Origin of the sequence: Burkholderia sp. NLJ2 (assembly GCF_049487195.1) — a bacterium.
Taxonomy (GTDB): Bacteria; Pseudomonadota; Gammaproteobacteria; order Burkholderiales; family Burkholderiaceae; genus Burkholderia; species Burkholderia pyrrocinia.
In genome coordinates, this window is sequence record NZ_CP137808.1 from 695,790 (window position 1) to 718,956 (window position 23,167).

Below are 23,167 nucleotides of genomic sequence, written 5' to 3' on the forward strand. Positions count from 1 at the left end.
CTAGCCATGACGCAATCCATCCGGTTGCGTACATGAACCCTCGCGGGCGGTGCCGAATCCGGTGCCGCCCGCGCGCGCATTGGGGCGCGAAAAGGGTGCCCGGGGCCGGGAGGGAGGCGCCGGCCAGCGCGATTCGTAGTTCGGAAAACAACCAGTACTTTCAAAAATATTACTTTGATACACTGGCGCGGGTTTTAGCCAAGGAGATGACCAAAATGAAATACCACAAGGCAGTCCTGATGTTCGCGGCGCTCTGCGCGTTCGCAAGCGGCGCGCATGCTCAGGAGACGGGCACGCTGAAGAAGATCAAGGACACGGGCGTGATCGCGCTGGGCCACCGCGAATCGTCGATCCCGTTCTCCTACTACGACCAGAGCCAGCAGGTAGTCGGTTATTCGCGCGAATTCCAGCTGAAGGTGGTCGACGCGGTGAAGAAGAAGCTGAACCTGCCGAACCTGCAGGTGAAGAACATCCCGGTCACGTCGCAGAACCGCATTCCGCTCGTGCAGAACGGCACGGTCGACATCGAGTGCGGCTCGACGACCAACAACACCGAGCGTCAGCAGCAGGCTGCGTTCTCCGACACGATCTTCGTGATCGGCACGCGCCTGATGACGAAGAAGGATTCGGGCGTCAAGGATTTCGCGGACCTGAAGGGCAAGACGGTCGTGACCACTGCCGGCACGACGTCCGAGCGCCTGCTGCGCAAGATGAACAACGACAAGCAGCTCGGCATGAACATCATCAGCGCGAAGGATCACGGCGATTCGTTCAACACGCTGGAATCGGGCCGCGCGGTTGCGTTCATGATGGATGACGCGCTGCTCGCGGGCGAGCGCGCGAAGGCGAAGCAGCCGGGCGAGTGGGTGATCGTCGGCACGCCGCAATCGGAAGAAGCGTACGGCTGCATGATGCGCAAGGGCGATGCGGACTTCAAGAAGGTCGTCGACGACGCGATCTCGCAAGTCGAGAAGTCGGGCGAAGCCGCGAAGATCTACGCGAAGTGGTTCGAGAACCCGATCCCGCCGAAGGGGCTGAACCTGAACTTCCCGCTGTCCGATTCGATGAAGAAGCTGTACGCGAACCCGAACGACAAGGCGCTCGACTGACCATACGGCCGTTGATGCAGAAATGACGCTAATGAGACGGAAGAGGCCACGCTTCTTCCGTCTCTTTTTGCTGGAGTCTTGCCCATGTCTTACCACTGGAACTGGGGCATCTTCCTGAGCCCCGTGTCAACCGGCGAGCCGACGACTTATTTCGGATGGCTGATGTCCGGCTTCCGGGTGACGATCGAAGTGTCGCTCGCCGCCTGGGTCATCGCGCTGATCGTCGGTTCGCTGTTCGGCGTGCTGCGCACGGTGCCGGACAAAAGGCTGTCCGCGATCGGCACCGTGTACGTGTCGATCTTCCGGAACATTCCGCTGATCGTGCAGTTCTTCGTCTGGTATCTCGTGATACCCGAACTGCTGCCCGCGTCGATCGGCACCTGGATCAAGCAGTTGCCGCCCGGCACGCAGTTCTTTACCGCGTCGATCGTCTGCCTCGGGCTGTTCACGGGCGCGCGCGTGTGCGAACAGGTGCGCTCGGGGATCAACGCGCTGCCGAAGGGCCAGCGCGCCGCCGGCCTCGCGATGGGCTTCACGCAATGGCAGACGTACCGCTACGTGCTGCTGCCCGTTGCGTACCGGATCATCGTGCCGCCGCTCACGTCGGAATTCCTGAACATCTTCAAGAACTCCGCCGTCGCGTCGACGATCGGCCTGCTCGACCTGTCCGCGCAGGCGCGCCAGCTCGTCGACTACACCGCGCAGACCTATGAGTCGTTCATCGCGGTCACGCTCGCGTATGTGCTGATCAACCTCGTCGTGATGGCGCTCATGCGCTGGATCGAAGGCCGTACGCGGCTGCCCGGCTATATCGGAGGCAAGTGATGCATCAGTTCGACTGGAGTAGTATTCCCGGCGCGCTGCCGACGCTGTGGACGGGTGCGATCGTCACGTTGCAGATCACGCTGATCGCGATCGTCATCGGGATCGTGTGGGGCACGCTGCTGGCGCTGATGCGGCTGTCGGGCGTCAAGCCGCTCGCGTGGTTCGCGCAGGGCTACGTGACGGTGTTCCGCTCGATCCCGCTCGTGATGGTGCTGCTGTGGTTCTTCCTGATCGTGCCGCAGTTGCTGCAGGGCGTGCTCGGGTTGTCGCCGACGATCGACATCCGCCTCGCGTCGGCGATGGTCGCGTTCTCGCTGTTCGAGGCCGCGTATTATTCCGAGATCATCCGCGCCGGCATCCAGTCCGTGCCGCGCGGGCAGGTGAACGCCGCGTTCGCGCTCGGCATGAACTACTCGCACGCAATGCGCCTCGTGATCCTGCCGCAGGCGTTCCGCGCGATGGTGCCGCTGCTGCTCACGCAGGCGATCGTCCTGTTCCAGGATACGTCGCTCGTGTACGTGATCAGTCTCGCGGACTTCTTCCGCACGGCCGCCAACGTCGGCGATCGCGACGGCACGACCGTCGAGATGGTCCTGTTCGCCGGCGCATGCTATTTCGTGATTTGCTCGTTGGCGTCTGTTCTCGTCAAGAGTCTCCAGAAAAAGGTCACACGATGATTTCCATCAAGAACGTTTCCAAGTGGTACGGGCAGTTTCAGGTTCTCACCGACTGCACGACCGAGGTCAAGAAAGGCGAAGTGGTCGTCGTGTGCGGCCCGTCGGGCTCCGGCAAGTCGACGCTGATCAAGACCGTCAACGGCCTCGAGCCGTTCCAGCAGGGCGAGATCCTCGTGAACGGCCAGTCGGTCGGCGACAAGAAGACGAACCTGTCGAAGCTGCGCTCCAAGGTCGGGATGGTGTTCCAGCATTTCGAGCTGTTCCCGCACCTGTCGATCACCGAGAACCTGACGCTCGCGCAGATCAAGGTGCTCGGCCGTGGCAAGGACGAAGCGACCGAGAAGGGCATGAAGCTGCTCGATCGCGTCGGCCTGAAGGCGCATGCGCACAAGTATCCGGGCCAGCTGTCGGGCGGCCAGCAGCAGCGTGTCGCGATCGCGCGCGCGCTGTCGATGGACCCGATCGCGATGCTGTTCGACGAACCGACGTCCGCGCTCGATCCCGAGATGATCAACGAAGTGCTCGACGTGATGGTCGAACTCGCGCAGGAAGGGATGACGATGATGGTCGTCACGCACGAGATGGGCTTCGCGAAGAAGGTCGCGCATCGCGTGATCTTCATGGACAAGGGCGCGATCGTCGAGGACGACCGCAAGGACGATTTCTTCTCGAATCCGAAATCGGAACGCGCGAAGGACTTCCTCGCGAAGATCCTGCACTGAGCGTTCGCGCACTGCGTGCGCTTCGTGTGCGCCAATGCGAAACCGCCCGGCCGAGCGCCGGGCGGTTTTTTTTCGTCCGCCGTTACCAGCTGTAGCGGTAGCCGACCTGCCCGGTGACGCCGCGCCGGTAGTCGCCGCCGATGTTGCGCGCATATTTCACGTTCGCGTACAGCTCTCCCGACTTGCCGAAACCCGCGGTCACGCCGACGCCGAGCTCGTACCACGTGCGGCCGAGATGCGTCGCGAACGGCGTGCCGCCGACGACGGTCTGGCCCGGCGACAGGAAGTCGTGCAGCACGTCGGCCGTGAAGTACGGCGTCGCGGCGCCGCCGCCCGAGTTCGCCTCGAGGTTCGGCCGGAAGAGGCGCACGCCGACGCGGCCGCGCAGCGCGTTCGTCGTCGTGCCGGACACGGCCGACACGTTGTCGTTGAACCCGTTGAGCTTCAGGTACTGGTACATCAGCTGCGCCTGCGGCTCGATCGCGATCGGCGTGCCGCCGATGCCGAACGGCTTGCCGACCTCCTGCGACAGCGCGATGCCGAAGCCGTTCTGCGACGCCTCGTTGCCGTAGCTGTCGCGATAGCGGTTGCCGTAGTGCGTGACCTGCCCGACGCTGTCGAAATACGTGCCGTCGGACAGATAGCGCGTCCAGTAGCCGCCGACGCTCTGCGCGTGCATCTCGACCGAGCCCGTCGACGTCGACAGGGTCTGCGAGTCCGCGCGCGCCATGTCGCTGAAGCTCGCGTTCGACACGCCGATGCTGGCCGTCACGCCCGCATGCGTGCTGCTGCCGCCGGGCGTCTGGTCGAGCGTCCAGTCCTTGCCGAACTGCGCGAAGAACGTGCGCTCGTCGGCCGCGAAGCGGCCCGCGTTCGCGTCGAGGCTCTGGCCGCCGATGCGCCCCCACACGCCGTCGCGGTTGCCGGGCTGCTGCTTCGCGAGGTTGTAGATGTCGCCGACGCGCTCGTGCAGCTTGCCGAGCGTCGAGAAGCCGTAGTCGGCGTTCAGGAGCGGCGTCAGCGCATAACCGGCGACGCCCGGACGGTATGCGAGCGTGCCGCCGTCGCCATTCCCGCTGCCGTCGCCGCCGCCGGACGGGTGGATCGGGTTGCCGGGGTCCGTCGGATCGAGTTGCGAACGCAGGTACCAGCCGTTCGCGTCGCTTTGCCCGCCGCGATAGAGCCGGTATTCGTATGCGCCGGCCTGTACCGGGCCCGCGAGATGGAATGCCGACGCGGTGGTCGTGCCGCCGTTGGCCGTGACGACCACGGGAATCCCGTCGCCGGTCGTCTTCGCGCCGGTGCCGGCCGTATTGGCGATCTTCAGGCCGGTCGTGCCGCTCGCGGTGCCGCCGTTCACGATCAGCCGGTCGGTCGGCGATGCATCGGCGCCGAGATACGTGTTGAGCGCGATCGTGCCGCCGTTGCCGATGTAGCTGCCGGTCGTCAGCGTCTTGTAGCTGCCCGTGAGCGCCGGCGAGCCGGCCGGCGCGGTGAACGCGACGAGGCCTGCGTTGTTCAGGCGGCTCAGCACCGAGCTGCCCGTCATGCGCCACGTGCTCGTGCCGTCGACCGTCAGCGCGACCGGGTCGATCCTGCCGGTCAGCGTCGTGCCGTTCGCGAGGAACACGTTGCCGGTGCTCGACGCGTCGGAGACGATGTCGCCGGTGAGGTTCACCGCCGATGCGTTGAAGGTCACGTTGCTGCCGTTCGTGAGATCGAGCAGCGTGCCGTTGCCGGCCGTCACGACCGCGCCGTTGCGCACCGCGATGTCGGCCGTGCCGCCGCGCGCGGCGAATGCCGGCCCGGCGGCGGACGTCACGCTGCCGCCGTCGACGAGCACCGAGCTCGTCGCGCCGTTCGCGAGCGTGTCGGATGTCAGCACGCCGGCCGTCGCGCCCTTGAGCGTCGTGCCGGTCAACGCGAGCACGCCGCCGCTGTCCGCCGTCGCGCCGTTGCCGGCTGCGCTGGCGAGCGACGATCCCGTATCGCCGATGCGGCCGCCGTTGCGCGCGACGACGCCGTCGGCCGCGGCCCCCGACGCGGTGACTTTCGCGCCCGACAGCAGCGCCGTCGCGCCGCCGTCCATGACGATCGCATGCGCGCCGGCGCCCGTCGTCGCGACGGTCGTGCCGTTGGCCGCGAGCGTCGAATCCGCGCCCGATACGAATAGGCCGCGCGCGTTCGCGCCGGCGGTGCGGACGACCGTTGCCGCATCGGTCGCGATGCGCGCACCCGTGCCCGTCGACGCGAGGCCGTCGGCGCCGTTGCCGGTGGTCGCGACCTGCGTGCCGGACAACGCGATCGCCGTATTCGCGCCGAGGTTGTGGATCCCGCTTCCCGAGCCGCCGACCGCGATCGACGTCGCGCCGGCCGCGAGCCCGCCGCCCGATACGGTCGAGTCGATCAGCACGCCGTCGGCGCTGCCGTTCGCGACGACGGTGCCCGCGCCCGACAGCGCGACCGATGCGCCGGCACCCGTCAGGCGCACGCCTGCAATGCCGTCGTCGGCTTCGATGGAACCCGTGTTGGCGAGCGTCGCCGATGCACCCTGCACGAGCGCGCCGGTGCCGTTGGCCACGCGGATCGTCGACGCGTTGTTCACCGTGCCGAGCGTGCCGGCCACGATGCCCGTCGAGCCGGCGCCCGTCAGCAGCACCGTGTCGCGGTTCTCCAGCGTGCCGAGGTTTTGCGCGACGAAGCCCGTCACGCCGGCCGTCGACGACGTGACGGCGGCGTCGTTGATCAGCGTCGTCGCAACCGGCGCGCCGGCGTTCGCGCCGGCGAGGTCGTGCGCCTGGCCGTCGACGACGCCCGCGATCGCGCCGGCCGCGTTCAGGTTGATCGTCGCGCCCGCATCGATCGTGCCCTTCGCGCCGCCTTCGACCGCGATCGCGATGCCGTTCGCGCCGTTGACGTTGTAGATCGCGTTGCCGGTCGACAGCGTGGTGCCGGCGTCGGTCGCGAGCACGCCGTGCGCACGCTGGCCGTTGACGTCGGTCGTCAGCGCGCCGGCCGCCGACGCGCCCGTGTAGGTCGCGCCGCCCGCGACGCGGAACAGCGTCGAGTTGTCGGTGTCGACGCCGAGGTGCTGCGCGGCGACGTTGATCTTCGAGCCCGCGCCATACGCGTAGAAGCCGATCTGGTTCGTGCCGGACGTGAAGGCCGGCACTGCGTTGGCGCCGACGTCGATCGTCGCGCCCGAGCGCGCATGCACGCCGATCGCGCCGGGGCCCGTCAGGTTGAGCGCGCCGTCGAGCGTGGCCTTCGCGAGCGGCCCCTCGGCCCAGACGCCGTAGTTGCGCGTGCCCGATACCGGATCGAGGCCGCCGGCCACGTTGATCGTGCCGGTCGACGTCGCGGCCGTCGCTTTCGTGCCGGTCCCGACGACCATGATGCCGATACCGTTCACGCCATTCAGCGTGATCGTGCCCGTGTTGGTCACGGTCGCGGCGGTATCGGCCGCAAGCATGCCGACGTTCGCGAGCGGCGTGCCGGGCGCCGCGCCGTTGACGACGATCGAGCCCGCGTTGGTCAGCGTGCCGGACGACGAGCCGATGCTTGCCAGCGCGGCGCCGTTCTGCGTCTGCGACCCGATCACGATCGTGCCGTGGTTGCTCGCGGTGCCCGATGCACCGAGCAGGATGCCGTACGCGTGCGCGGACAGCGCGACGTCGTTCGCGGCCTCGGGCGACGCGGCATCGTACTGGGCCGCGCGGCCGAGGTAGATCGTGCCGCCGGCTTCGTTCGTGAAGCTGCCGCCGGCGACGAGGCCGCCGATCACCTGGCTGTCGAGCGTCGTTGCGTTGACGCCGACGTTGATCGTGCCGGCGTTCGACCCGCTCGCGCCGTCCGTCGCGGCCACCGCGTAGTTCTGCAGGTCGGGGCGGTTGCCGACGAGGTTCCATGCGCCGACGTTCATCACGCCGTTGTTGACGAACGTCGTGCCCGCGCCATTCGCATATACGCCGTTGCCCTCGGTGTACGCATGGAAGTCGAAATTGCCCGGTTGCGCGCTGCCGCCCGTATTGACGTTGTCGCCGGATGCGTACCCCGACGAGATCGCGCCGTTGTTGACGCCGCTCGCACCGGTCAGCAGGCGCACGAGCGTGAAGTCGCCCGACAGGCGGCCATCGTTGACGAAGTGCGCGCCGTTTTCCGCGAGGACCGCCGAGCTCGAGTCGATCGTGCTGGCGCCGCGGAAGTCGATCTGGCCGTCCTTGCCGATGTGCAGCGTCGCATTCGCGCCGGTGCCGTGCATCACCGACAGGTGATCGATCGGCAGCGTGTTCTTGTCGCCCGCGGATACGTTGTTCGCGTACTGGAAGGTCTGCTGCGAGAACGTGACGGCCTGGCCGAACGCGCTGTCGTAGGCCGCTTGCGAGCCGAGCGCGCCGCTTTGCACCGAGCGCACGAGAAAGTCGTTGTAGGCGGCAAGCGAAGCGGCATCGGTGACGCTCCAGGTGCTGCCGTCGAACGCGGTGAACTTGCCCGCGTAGGCCGGCACGTCGAGCTGGATGCTGCCGACCGGGCCGCCGCTCGCGAGATAGTCGCCGGTGCCGAGCCAGATCTGGTTGCGCGAATTCCAGTTGACGACGCTTTTCGCCGCGCCGGTGCCGTCCGCGAACGTCAGGTCGGTCTGCTTCGGCGCGATCGAGATCGCGTTGCCGGCCGCGTCGGGCGCGTTCGCCGGATTGCCGATCGACACGTTCAGCGTGCCGCCGGAGGTGTCGACGGTGCCGATCCGCGCGTTGACGTACTGGTTGCCGTTCACGTCATGGTAGACAGGCACGTTGGTCGAGCCGGCCGTCGACGCGGAGAACGCGGACGAGTTGTAGGTGGCGACCGACGACCGGGTGCCCGTGATCGAGTCGGGCGTGCTGATGCTCTGCGTCTTGCCGCCGAGCGACAGCATCGGCTGATTCGGGTTGCCGGATACGACGGTCGCGTTGCCGATCGGCGTGAGGGTGTAGCCGGGGTCGCCGCCGACGCCGGTCCATGCGCCCGTCACGCCGACCGTGTCGCCGCCGGACACGGTGGTTGCGCCGGCCAGGTTGTCGTTGACGGTCGGGCTGAAACTGCCGAGCGCGCAGGTGCCGCCGCTCGCGACGGCGCCGCCGCTGCCGCAGGTCGATGCATACGCGGAGCCGGCCGACAGCGCGGCCAGCGCGGCGCCGAGCGCGGCGACGCGAAGCGGCGACCGGCGTGTCGCCGTGTGAGCAGCGCCACGGCTTGCGCCGGATTCGCTGCCCGAACGCTTGCCGCGCGCCCGTGCCGTTTCCGCAACCGCGACCCAGCAGCCGGCGGTTTCGCTCCATATCGATCGAAATGAGTGATTCACGACAAGCCCCTCTCTCTTTTTTTGAAGTGGTATTCACCGCGGTGCAGTGAAATCGCAATCCGCGGTGGAAAAATGGCCTGAGTGGGCGTGCAGCGGCCATGGCCGTTTCTGCGCCAATCGTGATTCGTTACACCGAGGATGGACGGAGTCTACTGACCGAGATGGCAGCCGATTATCAAAAAATAATGAATGTGGCGATAATGCCGATTTCATTCGGTATTTTTCTATTGTGTGATGAATCGAACTGAAGGTATTGATGGGTAAGGTTTTTGCCGATTTAATCGGCGCGAATGCGTGATTACCGGATCGGTGGGGTGGCGCACGGTTCGCATCGGGGCGGTGCGTTATAATGCGGTTTCCGGATTATATGTGCTCCGGATTGCCTTGTTTATTTATTTCGGATTTGAGTTATTTTCGCTTGGAAATTAATAAAATCAAGCGAATGTTGTACTGCATTGAATTGGTGTGCCGGAATGTGGTCCGGATGAAACGGAACCGGCACGCGATTTTCTCCAGCGATGAAAGTCGCCGCATCGCGTGCGCGCGAAATCGCCCGCCACGCCCGAACGTTGCGGGCGACGGTCTTGCCGTGCGGGAAATGGAAAGCGGGAAGGGCGCCGGTGCGCCGCGCTCAGAAGTCGATCGTGTCGTCGGAATCGCCGTCGGCGGCGGTGGCGAGCGCCTCGCGTGCGTCGCGCGGCGCGGAGGCCGACGCGTCGAGCGCCGGGTTGCGCAGCTTCTCGAGCACGCGTTCGGGCACCGGGATCTGCATCCGCGCGGCGACGTCGCCGCACTGGAACATGATCAGCTCGCCCGGCTCGAACGCGGTCCAGACCTCGTTGTCGGTCAACGGCTGCGTCGCGATCACCGCGACACGATCCTCGGGCGTCGTGTATTTCGCGAAGTCGATCGACAGGTCTTCGTCGACGAGATGCGCGGTCGAGAACGGCCAGCGCCGCACGAGATAGTGCAGCCGCGTCGAGCAGTGCGCGAAGAGCGCCTGGCCGTTCGACATCAGGAAGTTGAACACGCCGTGATCGGTGATGCCGCGCGTCAGCTCGCCGACGCGCTCGAACAGTTCGGGCAGCGGCGGCTGTGCGCCGGGAAATGCCTCGCGCAGCCCCTGCATCAGCACGCAGAACGCCTGTTCGCTGTCGGTCGTGCCGACCGGGTGGTAGACGCTGCCGTCCATGTTCGGCGCATAGTCCTGCAGGTCGCCGTTATGCGCGAAGATCCAGTGCCGGCCCCACAGCTCGCGCATGAACGGATGGCTGTTCTCGAGCAGGATGTGCCCTTGCGTCGCCTTGCGGATGTGCGCGATCGTGTTCTTGGACTTGATCGGGTAGCGCTTCACCATCTCGGCGATCGGCGACGTGGCCGATGCCTGGTGATCGATGAACAGGCGGCAGGCCTTGTCTTCGAAGAAGGCGATGCCCCAGCCGTCGGCATGGTGGTCGGTGAGCCCGCCCCGGGCCGCGAAACCTGTGAAGGAGAATGTGACGTCCGTCGGCGCGGCGCAGTTCATTCCTAGGAGTTGGCACATTTTACTTGGGGCGGCAGGCTGAAGCGGGGTAACGACGGGTAACGAACCGGGCGAACCCCGGTACAATGCGGTTTCTAGCATATCACCGAGCCCTGAGCGGTAAAAAGCGGATTCCGCTGGCCAAAGGCCTCGTGTTGCGGTTTGCCGTCAGTCGGCCCGCGCACGCGTGTTCCGGCCCCGCTGATGGCCAGTCCGTTCCTCACGACGCCTCCTATGACTGCCTCGAACGCTTCCTCCCCGGCGACGCTTTCGCTCGCCCGTCCCGACGACTGGCACCTGCACCTGCGAGACGGCGACATGCTGGCCGCCGTGCTGCCGCACACCGCGCGCCAGTTCGGCCGCGCGATCGTCATGCCGAACCTGAAGCCGCCGGTGACGACCACCGCACAGGCGCAGGCCTATCGCGAGCGCATCCTCGCCGCGCTGCCGGCCGGGATGACGTTCGAACCGCTGATGACGCTGTACCTGACCGACAACACGCCGCCCGACGAGATCCGCCGCGCGCGCGAAAGCGGTTTCGTGCACGGCGTGAAGCTGTATCCGGCAGGAGCTACGACGAACTCCGACCACGGCGTCACCGATCTCGCGAAATGCGCGAAGACGCTCGAAGCGATGCAGGAAACGGGCATGCCGCTGCTCGTGCACGGCGAGGTGACCGATGCGTCGATCGACCTGTTCGACCGCGAGAAGGTCTTCATCGACCGCGTGATGACGCCGCTGCGTCGCGATTTCCCGGGCCTGAAGGTCGTGTTCGAGCACATCACGACCAAGGACGCGGCCGACTACGTGCGCGACGCCGATGCGGCGCCGGGCCTGCTCGGCGCGACGATCACCGCGCATCACCTGCTGTACAACCGCAACGCGCTGTTCGTCGGCGGGATTCGCCCGCACTACTACTGCCTGCCCGTGCTGAAGCGCGAGACGCATCGCGTCGCGCTGGTCGAGGCCGCGACGTCGGGCAACCCGCGCTTCTTCCTCGGTACCGACAGCGCGCCACATGCGCGCGGCGCGAAGGAAACCGCGTGCGGCTGCGCAGGCTGCTACACGGCGCTGCATGCGCTCGAACTGTATGCGGAAGCGTTCGACCACGCCGGCGCGCTCGACAAGCTGGAAGGCTTTGCGAGCTTCTTCGGCGCCGATTTCTACGGGCTGCCGCGCAGCGCCGAGACGGTCACGCTGCGCCGCGAGGCGTGGGAACTGCCGCGCGAGATCTTCGCGGGCGACACGCCGGTCGTGCCGCTGCGCGGCGGCGAGACGATCGGCTGGAAACTCGTGTGAGCGGCGCGCCGCCGCGCGAAGCCGGCCACGCGGCCGGCAGCGGGGCGGCGGATTTTGCGCGGATCGACTGGTCCGCGCCGTGGCTTGCGCCGTATGCGGAGCCGGGCCGCGCCGCGCAGGCGGCCGCACGGGCGGGCGATGCCGCGCTGCTCGACGCGCTGAACGGCGCGTTGCGCGACGGCGGGCGCGTCAGCGGTCGCGGCAGGCCGCTGCGGTTCGTGCCGCAGGCCGAGTTGCCGCCCGGTGTCGCGTACGAGACCCATATCGCCGGCACCGGCGGCGTGCCGACCCGCCACAATCTTCACGACTTCTTCAATGCGCTCGTCTGGTTCGCGTATCCGCGCATCAAGGCCGCGTTGAACGCGCGCCAGGCCGCCGCGATCGACGCGGCGGGCGGCGTCGGGCCCTTTCGCGGCACGTTGCGCGATGCGCTCACGCTGTTCGACGAGAATGCCGCGCTGTTCGTGACGGCCGACCGCGCGCTCGCCGATGCGCTGCGCGGCTTCGACTGGCCGCGGCTGCTGGTCGACGCGCGCGATGCGTGGGGCACGCGCTGCGAAGCGCGGCTCGTCGGCCATGCGCTGCTCGAGAAGCTCGTCGTGCCTTACAAGTCCAGCACCGCGCACACGTGGATCGTCGAAGTGAGCGCCGACTATTTTTCGTGGCCCGACGCGCAACGCATTGCGCATGTCGATGCGCGTGTCGCCGCCGAACTCGCGACGCGCGCGTTGACGAGCCGCGATTTCTCGCCGCTTCCGGTGCTTGGCGTACCGGGCTGGTGGGGCGCGAATGTCGACGTCGCGTTCTACGACGATCCGGCCGTATTCCGCAGCGGCCGCCGCGTGTGTGCAGCCGGCGGCGGCGCGCAGTGCTAGAATGCGCGTCGCAAAGCAGGCCAGGCAGTCGCGGCCTCGCCGCCTTCGGGCGTGCGGGGGCGAGGAAAGTCCGGACTCCACAGGGCAGGGTGATGGCTAACGGCCATCCGTGGCGACACGCGGAACAGGGCAACAGAAAGCAAACCGCCGATGGCCCGGCGCAAGCCGGGATCAGGTAAGGGTGAAACGGTGCGGTAAGAGCGCACCGCGGCGACGGCGACGTTCGCCGGCACGGTAACCTCCACCCGGAGCAATTCCAAGTAGGCAGGCGCGCATCTTCGGATGCAGGATGGGGCCCCCGTCTCGTCTGCGGGTAGGAAGCTTGAGCGCGTCAGCAATGGCGCGCCTAGAGGAATGGCTGCCACGCGTTGTGCGCTTCGGCGCGCAGCGTGCACAGAATCCGGCTTATCGGCCTGCTTTGCCGTTCGAATGCGAAAGGGCCGGCGTCTCCTGGCGGAGCGCCGGCCCTTTTTTTGTGCGCGCGCCGTGCGTTCAGGCGGCGACGATGTCGAACGAATGCGTGAGTTCGGCCGTCTTCGCGATCATGATCGACGCGGAGCAGTACTTGTCGTGCGACAGGTTGATCGCGCGTTCGACCGTGGCCGGGTTCAGGTTGCGGCCGGTGACGGTGAAGTGGAAGTGCACCTTCGTGAACACCTTCGGGTCTTCGCTCGCGCGCTCGGCCTTCAGCGTGACCGAGCAGCCGGTGACTTCCTGGCGGCTCTTCTTCAGGATCAGCACGACGTCATAGGCCGTGCAGCCGCCGGTGCCGAGCAGCACCATTTCCATCGGGCGCGGCGCGAGGTTATGGCCGCCGCCTTCGGGCGCGCCGTCCATCGTGACGAGATGCCCGCTTCCGGTCTGGGCGGAAAATGCCATGCCGTCCTGACCCATCCAGCTTACTTTGCATTCCATGCTTGCACTCCAGCGTTGCCTGATTCGGATTCGATCCGGCATTGTAGCCCGCAGCGCTTCGGCCGGCTGATGCGGTGCACGACGTGCAACGCCGGAGCCGCCCGAGCGGCGCGCAACAGCGTGCCGAACGGCAATTTCCGTGCTGAATTTAGGGGTTTTACTCTAGGGGTGGACTATTTTCTCTCGCCCTGATCAGGTTCAGGCGATTGATTTTAAAGGGGAAATCAATTTATATGGCAGATTGCACGAAATTTCGCATTATGGAGTTAGATTTCGTAATGCAAATTTTCTTGTGGAGCCAGCGGTGCGTTCGTATAATGAGCCTCATTGGTTGTCGCGCTGCGGCAACCTCCGAATGTCTCCTCCACCCTCCTCCTAAGGTGGATTAAGCCCGAACCAGCCGTTCGGGCTTTTTTTCGTCCGATGCAAACATCGGCGCGCGGCTTGCGCGCCCCGGCATCCGTCACGCAGGCTGTCGCGCGACCGGCTGCGATGTCGCGTCGGGCGGCGTGCCGCGCGCGCGTGCATCGGGTGCCGGCGCGTGCACGGCCGACGCATGGCCGTGACCGCGTGAGCAGAAGTGGCGTACGCGTTCGCGCACCGCGCGCAGACGGGCGACGCGATCTTCGGCATGGGCGGTCCGGGCTTCGGCAATGCGCGCATCGAGCGCGTCGAGCTTGGCTTCGCAGCCGACCTGGGCGGCGACGGCAGGCGCCGCGGCGGCCAGCAACGCGGCCGCGAAGAAGGGCGTAAGTGGTTGTTTCATCATGCTTGTTTGTTGTTTTCCGTGTTCGGCCGGTCTGGCGCGGCAAGGTCATGTACCGCGCGTCGATGGGTGCCTCCCCGGGCGCTCGGTTCGCCTGGTTGGTCGGGGCACGACCGAATTTTGGCCCATTTCGGGCGCCGCGGACACGGGACGTGGATTCCCTTTGACCGCGTCACCGTATTTCCTTTATAATTCAGGGCTTTTCCGCATTCATGCCCACGGAAAAAGAACAGGGAGAGCCTGCACCGCGCCTCGAAGCGCACACAGACAAGCAGGACGAACACATCGGGCAAAGCATTTTTTTTGGATCGATCATGAAGACGTTTTCCGCAAAAGCCCATGAGGTGACGCGCGAATGGTACGTGATTGACGCGACGGATAAGGTTCTCGGCCGTGTTGCCAGCGAAGTGGCACGCCGTCTGCGCGGCAAGCACAAGCCTGAGTTCACCCCGCACGTCGACACTGGTGATTTCATCATCATCGTCAACGCGAGCAAGTTGAAGGTCACGGGCAACAAGACGCTGGACAAGAAGTACTACCGTCACTCGGGCTACCCGGGCGGTATCTATGAAACGACGTTCGGCAAGATGCAAGAACGCTTCCCGGGCCGCGCGCTCGAGAAGGCGGTCAAGGGCATGCTGCCGAAGGGCCCGCTCGGCTACGCGATGATCAAGAAGCTGAAGGTCTACGCAGAAGCGACGCATCCGCATTCGGCGCAACAGCCGAAGGCGCTCGAGATCTAAGGGGACCCACATGATCGGTAACTGGAACTACGGTACGGGCCGCCGCAAGAGCGCAGTCGCACGTGTCTTCATCAAGGCTGGCAAGGGCGACATCATCGTCAACGGCAAGCCCATCGCTGACTACTTCTCGCGCGAAACGTCGCTGATGATCGTGCGTCAACCGCTGGAACTCACGAACCACGGCCAGACGTTCGACATCAAGGTGAACGTGAACGGTGGCGGTGAAACGGGTCAGGCAGGCGCAGTGCGCCACGGCATCACCCGTGCACTGATCGACTACGATGCGACGCTGAAGCCGTCGCTGTCGAGCGCAGGCTTCGTGACGCGCGATGCGCGTGAAGTCGAGCGTAAGAAGGTCGGTCTGCGCAAGGCACGCCGCGCCAAGCAGTTCTCGAAGCGTTAATTCCGCTTCATGGCCGCGCCGCTTCCGGGCGGCGTCCGCCGGAAAAACCGCCAGCTTTCGCGCTGGCGGTTTTTTTATGCCCGCTTTCAGGCCCATGCTGCGGGCGGCTCGCGCGGGCAGGTTCGATGAAATCGACAAGAACCTATTGATTTCATGGACTTCAGCACGATCTTCTGATCGGCCCTACAATAGCGGCTAAAGCTTTTTGGAGAGTTCGCAATGAACGCTGTTACCGAATCCGCAGCAACGACGACCGAAATGCCGCTTCCGTTCGTCTTCACCGACGCAGCGGCCGACAAGGTCAAGCAACTGATCGACGAAGAGGGCAATCCCGACCTGAAGCTGCGCGTGTTCGTGCAGGGTGGCGGCTGCTCCGGCTTCCAGTATGGCTTTACGTTCGACGAGGAAGTCAACGAGGACGACACCGTGATGAACAAGAACGGCGTCCAGCTCCTGATCGACTCGATGAGCTACCAGTACCTGGTCGGCGCCGAGATCGACTACAAGGACGACATCAACGGCGCCCAGTTCGTGATCAAGAACCCGAACGCGACCACCACCTGCGGGTGCGGCTCGTCGTTCTCGGTCTGAGCGCAAGGCAGATCCGCGCCGGTTCGCCGGAATGAAAAACGGGGCTTTATGCCCCGTTTTTTTGCGCCTGTGCGCGGCGCCCGCCGCGCGGCAGGTGTCGCGTCAGCGCGGGTAGAGCGCGCCGAGCACGCGGTTGCCGGCCGCACCGGTGACCGTCGCGAGATTGCCGGGCTGGCGCGCGACGAAGCGGTACGCGAGCCACGCGAACGCGAGCGCCTCGACCTGTTGCGGCGGCACGCCGAGCGCGGCCGTCGTATCGACCGTGGCCGGCACGCCGGCCTCGCGCAGTGCGTGGCGGAGCGCGTCGAGCAGCACCGGATTACGCGCACCGCCGCCGCACACGAAGACGGCCTTGCAGCCGGGCGCGTGCTGCGCGATTTCGCGTGCGACCGACACGGCGGTGAGCGCCGTGAGGGTCGCCTGCACGTCCTCCGGCGCAACCTGCGCGAATGCGGCGAGCTTCGCGTCGAGCCACGCGGGATTGAACAGGTCACGTCCGGTGCTTTTCGGCGGCGGCGCGGCGAAATACGGTTCGTCGAGCAGCGCATCGAGCAGCGGTGCGTGCACGGTGCCGCGCGCGGCGAATTTGCCGCCGTCGTCGTACGGTTTGCCGAGATGGCGGGTCGCCCACGCGTCGATCAGCGCGTTCGCGGGGCCGCAGTCGAAGCCGCGCACGTCGCCGCCTTCGCCGGGCAGGATCGTGATGTTGCTGATTCCGCCGAGGTTGCAGACGACGCGCGTCTCGCCCGGCGCACCGAATACCGTCGCATGGAACGCCGGCGCGAGCGGCGCGCCGTGGCCGCCGGCGGCCACATCGCGGCTGCGGAAATCGGCGATCACATCGACCTGGGTCAGCTCGGCGAGCAGCGCCGGGTTGTTGAGTTGCCGCGTATAGCCGCGCTCGGGGCGATGGCGCACCGTCTGGCCGTGCACGCCGATCGCGCGGATCTCGTCGCGCGACAGCCCGGCGGTGCGCTGCAATTCGTGGCAGCACACCGCGTAGCGCGCGACGAGTGCGTTCGCCGCGAGCGATTCGCGGTCGATCTCGTTGTCGCCGGGCTGCTGCAGCGCGAACAACGCGTCGCGCAGCGACTGCGCGAAGCCGACGAATGCTTCCGCGAGCACGGCCGGCGCCTTGCCGGCCTCGAAACGCACGGCGACGCCGTCGACGCCGTCCATGCTGGTTCCCGACATCAGCCCGAAGTAGATGCCGTCGGCCGGATGGGCGTTTTGCGGCTGTCGTTGCGGCACGTTGGGTTCTCCTGGATCGTACGGCGCGGGCCCGTGCCGCGCACCTTGCGCCCGATTATCCGCGCAACGTGACGCGCCGTTAAGCGATGCGCGCGCAAGTTATGGGAAAATCCCTGTTTTTGCGACATTCTTCCTGGCACCGATGAGCACCGAACCCAGTTCCAAGCCCGTTTTCCCGATCACCGACGAAGTCCGGCATGCGCTCGCCGTCACGAAGCGCGGCGTCGACGAACTGCTGATCGAGGAAGAGTTCGCGCAGAAGCTCGCGCGCAGCGCGGCCACCGGCACGCCGCTTCGCATCAAGCTCGGCCTCGACCCGACCGCGCCCGACATCCACATCGGCCATACGGTCGTGCTGAACAAGATGCGTCAGCTTCAGGATCTCGGCCACACGGTGATCTTCCTGATCGGCGATTTCACGTCGCTGATCGGCGATCCGTCGGGCCGCAACGCGACGCGCCCGCCGCTCACGCGCGAGCAGATCGAGTCGAACGCGAAGACCTACTTCGAGCAGGCCGCACTCGTGCTCGATCGCGAAAAGACCGAGATCCGTTACAACAGCGAATGGTCGATGCCGCTCGGCGCGGACGGGATGATCAAGCTCGCGTCGCGCTACACGGTCGCGCGGATTCTCGAGCGCGAGGACTTCACGAAGCGCTTCCAGGGCGGCGTGCCGATCTCGATCCACGAATTCCTGTACCCGCTGATGCAGGGCTACGATTCGGTCGCGCTGAACGCCGATCTCGAACTCGGCGGCACCGACCAGAAGTTCAACCTGCTGGTCGGCCGCGAACTGCAGAAGCAGTACGGCCAGGAACAGCAGTGCATCCTGACGATGCCGCTGCTCGAAGGTCTCGACGGCGTCGAGAAGATGTCGAAGTCGAAGGGCAACTACGTCGGCATCAGCGAGAAGCCGACCGACATGTTCGGCAAGCTGATGAGCATCTCGGACACGCTGATGTGGCGTTACTTCGAACTGCTGTCGTTCCGCAACATGGACGAGATCATTGGCTTCCGCCGCGAGATCGAAGCGGGCCGCAACCCGCGCGACTTCAAGGTGCTGCTCGCGCAGGAAATCGTCGCGCGGTTCCACTCGCAGCCCGACGCCGAGCGTGCGCTCGAAGACTTCAACCATCGCGCGAAGGGCGGCGTGCCGGACGACATTCCGTCGGTCACGCTTGCAGGCGCGCCGCTGGCGATCGGCCAGCTGCTGAAGCAGGCCGGCCTCGTGCCGTCGACCAGCGAGGCGCTGCGCAACATCGAGCAGGGCGGCGTGAAGATCGACGGCGCGACCGTGTCGGACAAGGGCCTGAAGGTCGAGGCCGGCGAGTTCGTCGTGCAGGTCGGCAAGCGCCGCTTCGCGCGCGTCACGCTGACCGCATGATTGCGCTGATCCAGCGCGTGAAGCGCGCCGACGTGCGCGTCGGCGACCGCACGACGGGCGAGATCGGCGCGGGCCTGCTCGCGCTGGTCTGCGCGGAGCGCGGCGACACCGACGCGGCTGCCGACAAGCTGCTGGCGAAGATGCTCGGCTACCGCGTGTTCAGCGATGCAGCGGGCAAGATGAACCTGCCGGTGTCGAATATCGACGGCGAGGGCCGCGCAGGCGGCCTGCTGCTCGTGTCGCAGTTCACGCTGGCGGCCGATACCAACAGCGGGCTGCGCCCGAGCTTCACGCCGGCCGCGCCGCCCGACGAAGGCGCGCGGCTGTTCGACTATTTCGTCGCGGCCGCGCGGGCGCGCCATCCCGTCGTCGAGACGGGCGAGTTCGGCGCCGACATGCAGGTGTCGCTCGTCAACGACGGCCCCGTCACGTTCTGGCTGCAAGTGCGGCCCTGATGCTTCCCCGGAGACGCCTCGCGATGGCCACCACGCAGATTCTTTTCATCCGCCATGGCGAGACGGCCTGGAACCGCATCAAGCGCATCCAGGGGCATATCGACATCCCGCTGGCCGACACGGGGCTCGCGCAGGCGCAGCGGCTGGCCGGGCGGCTCGCGCACGAGGCGCGCGACGGCGCACGGATCGATGCGGTCTATTCGAGCGACCTGATGCGCGCGCAGCAGACCGCACAACCCTTCGCCGATGCGCTCGGGCTGCCGCTGCAGTTGCGCGACGGGTTGCGCGAACGCTCGTACGGCGCGTTCCAGGGGCACGACAGCACCGAGATCGAGACGCTGTTTCCGGACGCGTATGCAGCCTGGCAGACGCGCGATCCGGGCTTCGCGCCGGAAGGCGGCGAGTCGCAGCGCGCGTTCTATCACCGCGTGCTGCATGCGCTCGAGCCGATCGTCGCCGCGCATCCGGGTGGCCGGATCGCGTGCGTCGCGCACGGTGGCGTGCTCGATTGCGTGTACCGTTTTGCGAACGGTCTCGAGCTGTCGGCGCCGCGCAATTACCAACTGCTCAATACGAGCATCAACGTCGTCGATTACGTCGATGGCCGCGCGCAGGTCGTGCAGTGGGCCGACGTGTCGCACCTGGACGCCGAGAGCGACGACGACGGCTATCGCAAGGTGCTCTGAGCACGCGGGGCCCGTCCGGCATGGCCGGCCGGGATTCCCCTTCTTCGTGCGCGAGAAACGAATCGTCAGGCGGGCGGCGCGCCGTCCGGCGGGGGCGCGGTCGCGCGACGGCGCGCACGCTTCGACGCGCCGTTGACGAGCGCCCAGCGCAGCACGGGGGCGACGGCCCGTACGCCGGGCCGGACCACCGCGCGTCGCAACGGCGCGAACGTCGACACGCCGAGCATGCGCTGCGCCCACGGCGGCAGCAGGTCGATCCCGGCATGCACCATCAGCGACGCGGCCGGCCGCAGCGCCGGCTTCGCGACCGGGACATTCAGCAGGATGGACATCACCTCGAAGGTATGCGGCCCGGCTTCGAGTTCGGGCTGCATGCGTGCGAGATACGCGGCGACCTCGACGCGCGAACGCGGCACTTCGTGTGCGCCGAGCAGTTCGGCGACCAAGGCCGTTTCGGCGTAATAGCGGTCCTGAAGCTCGCCCGACAGCGCCGGATTCACGTAGCACAGATGCGCGGCGAGGAAACTCGACACTTCCGCGATATGGACCCAGGTCAGCAACGCCGGATCGTCGGCGCGGTACGGCCGACCGTCGGGCGCGGTACCCGTTACGCGCGCGTGGATTGCTTTCACGCGTTCGATCAGTGCGAGTGCGTCCGCGCGACTGCCGAACGTCGTGCCCGTGATGAACGTGGCGGTGCGCCGCAAGCGGCCGAGGATGTCGGTGCGAAACGACGAGTGATCCCAGACGCCCGCGAGCGCGAGCGGATGAAGCGCCTGCAGCAGCAGCGCGGCGATGCCGCCGGTCATCATCGACGTGAAGTCGGCATGCACGCGCCAGCAGACGGCGTCGGGGCCGAACAGCCCCGGATCTCCGGGCGGTGAAGAGAGATCGAGCGACGGGCCGCCGCCGCCCGCCGTCAGGTGCGTGATGCCGGCCACGAGCCGCTTGCGGATCGGCTCGGCCCAGCGCGGGCCCGGTGCGGGTGCGGCGGGGTGGCGGCTAGGCGGCGTCGTCATGGCTGGCGTGGCTCGGGCGGCCGGTTACTTCCCGGCGGGTGTATCCCACATGCCGCGTTCGGTGCTGCCGGCGTCGGGCGCGGAAAGCCCGAAGTGGCGGTACGTCAGCAGCGTCGCGACGCGCCCGCGCGGCGTGCGCTGCAGGAAGCCCTGCTGGATCAGGTACGGTTCGAGCACGTCCTCGATCGTGTCGCGCTCCTCGCCGATCGCCGCCGCGAGGTTGTCGATGCCGACCGGGCCGCCGTCGAACTTGTGCAGGATCGCTTCGAGCAGCTTGCGGTCCATCAGGTCGAAGCCGACCGGATCGACGTCGAGCATCGCGAGCGCGGCATCGGCCACCGCCGCGGTGATCTGGCCGTCGGCCTTCACTTCCGCGAAGTCGCGCACACGGCGCAGCAGCCGGTTCGCGATCCGCGGCGTGCCGCGCGAGCGCTTTGCGATTTCCAGCGCGCCGTGCGGATCGATCTGTGCGTTCAGCAGCGATGCGGAGCGCCGCACGATGCGCGACAGTTGCTCGGCGTCGTAGAACTCGAGGCGCGCGACGATCCCGAAACGGTCGCGCAGCGGGTTGGTCAGCATCCCCGCGCGGGTGGTCGCGCCGACGAGCGTGAACGGCTGCAGGTCGAGCTTCACGCTGCGCGCGGCCGGACCTTCGCCGATCATGATGTCGATCTGGTAATCCTCGAGCGCCGGATACAGGATTTCCTCGACGACCGGCGACAGCCGGTGGATCTCGTCGATGAACAGCACGTCGTTCGCTTCGAGGTTCGTCAGCAGCGCGGCGAGATCGCCCGCGCGCTCGAGCACGGGGCCCGACGTCTGACGCAGGTTCACGCCCATCTCGCGCGCAATGATGTGCGCGAGCGTCGTCTTGCCGAGACCCGGCGGCCCGAACAGCAGCACGTGGTCGAGCGGCTCGGAGCGGCGCTTGGCGGCTTCGATGAAGATCTCGAGCTGGCCGCGCACCTTTTCCTGGCCGACGTAGTCGTCGAGCTGGCGCGGCCGCAGCGCGCGTTCGAACACCTCCTCGTGCGACGAGGTGGGCGTGGCGGCGATGATCCGCTGCTCGGTGGCGAGTTTGTCGGTTTCAATCATGCGGCCATTGTACCGCGCGACGCTGCACGCCCGAACTGGCCGAACGGCCGACTGGCGAGCGCCGCGCGGCCGCGCGACACTGGCTTCAACGGCCGGTCTGACCGTGCGTTACGCCTTCGACAGCGCCTTCAGCGCGAGCTTGATGCCCTCGGACACGCCGGTGCCGGCCGGCACGTTCTTGATCGCGGCGAGGCCTTCCTTTTCGGAGTAGCCGAGCGCGAGCAGCGCGTTGAGGATGTCGGTCGCGTGGTCGGACGCCGATGCGGCGCCGGCGAGCGCGCCGAGGTCGGCGCCGAGCTTGCCCTTCAGTTCGAGCAGCAGGCGCTCGGCCGTCTTCTTGCCGATGCCGGGCAGGCGCGTGAGGCGCGCGGCGTCCTGCATCGTCACGGCCTGCGCGAGCTCCTGCACGCTCATGCCGGACAGCACGGCGAGCGCCATGCGTGCGCCGATGCCGGTGATCTTCAGCAGCTCGCGGAAGGTCGTGCGCTCCTGCGCCGTCAGGAAGCCGTACAGCAGGTGCGCGTCCTCGCGGACGATCTGCTGCGTGAGCAGCACGACGCGCTCGCCCGTCTGCGGCAGGTTGTAGAAGGTGCTCATCGGCACGTCGATTTCGTAGCCGACGCCGTTGCAGTCGACGAGCAGGTGAGGCGGGTTCTTTTCGAGCAGGATGCCGGCGATGCGACCGATCATGGGGGGGGCGGGATGCGAGGAAGAAAGCGCGAGTGTAGCGCACGCGCGGCGCAAATCCGATGGCCTTGGCCGTCAGGCCGAAGCGACGCGTGTCATGCGTGCGTTGCGTGTGGGCAAAACGGTCGAGCCGGTGTGCCGGGCGACAGCGCGCGCCGGCATCAGCCGACCAGCCGCCCGCGCCGCACGCGCAGCCCTTTCTTCGCGAGCGCCGGCGCGAGGCCGCCGAGCGTGCTGAGCGTGTTGCCGCCGTGCGCGTGGCAGATCGCCATGCCGAGCGCGTCGGCCGCGTCGGAGCCCGGTTGTCCGGAGAGGTTGAGCAGTCGCGTGACCATTTCCTGCATCTGGGTCTTGGTCGCGCGGCCGTAGCCGACCACGGCCTGCTTGAGCTGCAGCGCCGTGTATTCGGCGACCGGCAGCCCGCCCGCGACGAGGCCGCAGATCGCGGCGCCGCGTGCCTGGCCGAGCAGCAGCGTCGACTGCGGGTTCACGTTGACGAACACCTTTTCGATCGCGGCCTGGTCGGGCGCATGTTCGCGCACGATCGTCGACACGCCCTGGAAGATCGTGCCGAGCCGGGTGGCCAGGTCGGCCGTCGGCGTGCGGATCACGCCGCTCGTGACATAGGCGAGCCGGTGGCCGCTGACGTCGATGACGCCGAAGCCGGTGACGCGCAGGCCGGGGTCGATGCCGAGAATTCGCATGAGTGAGGAGAGTTGCCTGATGCAGCGATACTACAACGAACGGTGCGGCGAGCCGGGCGCGCGGTTGCGCGCGAGGGCGCCGCGCAATAAAAAACCCG

Annotated in this window: 21 protein-coding genes and 1 other RNA gene; 13 read left to right on the forward strand and 9 right to left on the reverse strand. The window is 67.0% G+C overall.

Annotation, left to right across the window (positions count from 1 at the left end):
- Positions 1 to 215 precede the first annotated feature (215 nt).
- From R9B84_RS03205 to R9B84_RS03220, 4 genes are all read left to right on the forward strand, one after another.
- Entirely contained in the window at positions 216 to 1,109 is an 894-nt protein-coding gene (locus tag R9B84_RS03205) for a glutamate/aspartate ABC transporter substrate-binding protein (RefSeq protein WP_423759175.1), read from the forward strand.
- A gap of 84 nt (positions 1,110 to 1,193) precedes the next feature.
- Complete coding sequence (locus R9B84_RS03210) at positions 1,194 to 1,934, forward strand: amino acid ABC transporter permease (RefSeq protein WP_423759176.1); 741 nt, start codon at positions 1,194 to 1,196, stop codon at positions 1,932 to 1,934.
- Positions 1,934 to 2,611, forward strand: coding sequence for a glutamate/aspartate ABC transporter permease GltK (gene gltK, locus R9B84_RS03215; RefSeq protein WP_111015304.1), 678 nt, complete (start codon positions 1,934 to 1,936; stop codon positions 2,609 to 2,611). The genes R9B84_RS03210 and gltK overlap by 1 nt, the downstream gene beginning before the upstream one ends.
- The gene (locus R9B84_RS03220; RefSeq protein ID WP_423759177.1) at positions 2,608 to 3,333 is read left to right on the forward strand and encodes an amino acid ABC transporter ATP-binding protein; all 726 of its coding nucleotides are present in this window, start codon (positions 2,608 to 2,610) and stop codon (positions 3,331 to 3,333) included. The genes gltK and R9B84_RS03220 overlap by 4 nt, the downstream gene beginning before the upstream one ends.
- An 82-nt stretch (positions 3,334 to 3,415) precedes the next feature.
- Here the strand turns inward: R9B84_RS03220 and R9B84_RS03225 are convergent, their stop codons facing one another.
- Positions 3,416 to 8,674, reverse strand: coding sequence for an autotransporter outer membrane beta-barrel domain-containing protein (locus R9B84_RS03225; protein ID WP_423759178.1), 5,259 nt, complete (start codon positions 8,672 to 8,674; stop codon positions 3,416 to 3,418).
- Positions 8,675 to 9,305: 631 nt separating this feature from the next.
- Entirely contained in the window at positions 9,306 to 10,217 is a 912-nt protein-coding gene (locus R9B84_RS03230; RefSeq protein WP_423759179.1) for a class II glutamine amidotransferase, read from the reverse strand.
- 213 nt (positions 10,218 to 10,430) lie between these two features.
- On the opposite strand from R9B84_RS03230, the gene pyrC reads away from it, so the two are divergent.
- From pyrC to rnpB, 3 genes are all read left to right on the forward strand, one after another.
- Complete coding sequence (gene pyrC, locus R9B84_RS03235; protein ID WP_034182734.1) at positions 10,431 to 11,495, forward strand: dihydroorotase; 1,065 nt, start codon at positions 10,431 to 10,433, stop codon at positions 11,493 to 11,495.
- On the forward strand, positions 11,492 to 12,370 hold the full coding sequence (locus R9B84_RS03240; RefSeq protein ID WP_423759180.1) for a DUF3025 domain-containing protein: 879 nt from the start codon (positions 11,492 to 11,494) through the stop codon (positions 12,368 to 12,370). Before pyrC ends, R9B84_RS03240 begins: the two co-directional genes overlap by 4 nt.
- Positions 12,371 to 12,382: 12 nt before the next feature.
- An RNA gene (gene rnpB, locus R9B84_RS03245) (RNase P RNA component class A) lies at positions 12,383 to 12,794 on the forward strand.
- Between the two features lie 68 nt (positions 12,795 to 12,862).
- Here the strand turns inward: rnpB and R9B84_RS03250 are convergent.
- Entirely contained in the window at positions 12,863 to 13,327 is a 465-nt protein-coding gene (locus R9B84_RS03250) for an OsmC family protein (RefSeq protein ID WP_072436316.1), read from the reverse strand.
- 421 nt (positions 13,328 to 13,748) lie between these two features.
- Positions 13,749 to 14,054: a hypothetical protein gene (locus R9B84_RS03255; protein WP_423759181.1), complete on the reverse strand. Its 306-nt coding sequence runs from the start codon at positions 14,052 to 14,054 to the stop codon at positions 13,749 to 13,751.
- Between the two features lie 311 nt (positions 14,055 to 14,365).
- Between R9B84_RS03255 and rplM the strand changes: the two genes are divergently transcribed.
- The 3 genes from rplM (at position 14,366) to erpA (ending at position 15,788) form a co-directional block, all read left to right on the forward strand.
- Entirely contained in the window at positions 14,366 to 14,794 is a 429-nt protein-coding gene (gene rplM / locus R9B84_RS03260; RefSeq protein WP_041490553.1) for a 50S ribosomal protein L13, read from the forward strand.
- 10 nt (positions 14,795 to 14,804) lie between these two features.
- The gene (gene rpsI / locus R9B84_RS03265) at positions 14,805 to 15,197 is read left to right on the forward strand and encodes a 30S ribosomal protein S9 (protein WP_006476904.1); all 393 of its coding nucleotides are present in this window, start codon (positions 14,805 to 14,807) and stop codon (positions 15,195 to 15,197) included.
- A 219-nt stretch (positions 15,198 to 15,416) separates the two neighbouring features.
- The gene (gene erpA / locus R9B84_RS03270) at positions 15,417 to 15,788 is read left to right on the forward strand and encodes an iron-sulfur cluster insertion protein ErpA (RefSeq protein ID WP_034182738.1); all 372 of its coding nucleotides are present in this window, start codon (positions 15,417 to 15,419) and stop codon (positions 15,786 to 15,788) included.
- Positions 15,789 to 15,890: 102 nt separating this feature from the next.
- Here erpA and R9B84_RS03275 read toward each other — a convergent pair whose 3' ends face one another.
- Positions 15,891 to 17,039, reverse strand: coding sequence for an anhydro-N-acetylmuramic acid kinase (locus R9B84_RS03275; protein WP_423759182.1), 1,149 nt, complete (start codon positions 17,037 to 17,039; stop codon positions 15,891 to 15,893).
- A 142-nt stretch (positions 17,040 to 17,181) separates the two neighbouring features.
- Here R9B84_RS03275 and tyrS point away from each other — a divergent pair, with 142 nt between their 5' ends.
- From tyrS to R9B84_RS03290, 3 genes are read left to right on the forward strand one after another with little or no spacing between them, the layout of a single operon-like run.
- Positions 17,182 to 18,423, forward strand: coding sequence for a tyrosine--tRNA ligase (gene tyrS / locus R9B84_RS03280; protein WP_423759183.1), 1,242 nt, complete (start codon positions 17,182 to 17,184; stop codon positions 18,421 to 18,423).
- On the forward strand, positions 18,420 to 18,878 hold the full coding sequence (gene dtd, locus R9B84_RS03285) for a D-aminoacyl-tRNA deacylase (RefSeq protein ID WP_011350959.1): 459 nt from the start codon (positions 18,420 to 18,422) through the stop codon (positions 18,876 to 18,878). Before tyrS ends, dtd begins: the two co-directional genes overlap by 4 nt.
- Before the next feature lie 23 nt (positions 18,879 to 18,901).
- On the forward strand, positions 18,902 to 19,564 hold the full coding sequence (locus R9B84_RS03290; RefSeq protein WP_423759184.1) for a histidine phosphatase family protein: 663 nt from the start codon (positions 18,902 to 18,904) through the stop codon (positions 19,562 to 19,564).
- A 65-nt stretch (positions 19,565 to 19,629) separates the two neighbouring features.
- Here R9B84_RS03290 and R9B84_RS03295 read toward each other — a convergent pair whose 3' ends face one another.
- The 4 genes from R9B84_RS03295 to ruvC form a co-directional block, all read right to left on the reverse strand.
- A complete protein-coding gene (locus R9B84_RS03295) occupies positions 19,630 to 20,583 on the reverse strand; it encodes an oxygenase MpaB family protein (protein ID WP_423759185.1) in 954 nt (317 codons plus the stop codon).
- A 24-nt stretch (positions 20,584 to 20,607) separates the two neighbouring features.
- The gene (gene ruvB / locus R9B84_RS03300) at positions 20,608 to 21,678 is read right to left on the reverse strand and encodes a Holliday junction branch migration DNA helicase RuvB (RefSeq protein WP_262540982.1); all 1,071 of its coding nucleotides are present in this window, start codon (positions 21,676 to 21,678) and stop codon (positions 20,608 to 20,610) included.
- Positions 21,679 to 21,786: 108 nt separating this feature from the next.
- Positions 21,787 to 22,368, reverse strand: a complete 582-nt coding sequence (gene ruvA / locus R9B84_RS03305; RefSeq protein ID WP_423759186.1) for a Holliday junction branch migration protein RuvA — start codon at positions 22,366 to 22,368, stop codon at positions 21,787 to 21,789.
- 158 nt (positions 22,369 to 22,526) lie between these two features.
- On the reverse strand, positions 22,527 to 23,069 hold the full coding sequence (gene ruvC / locus R9B84_RS03310; protein ID WP_034182746.1) for a crossover junction endodeoxyribonuclease RuvC: 543 nt from the start codon (positions 23,067 to 23,069) through the stop codon (positions 22,527 to 22,529).
- Positions 23,070 to 23,167: the final 98 nt, after the last annotated feature.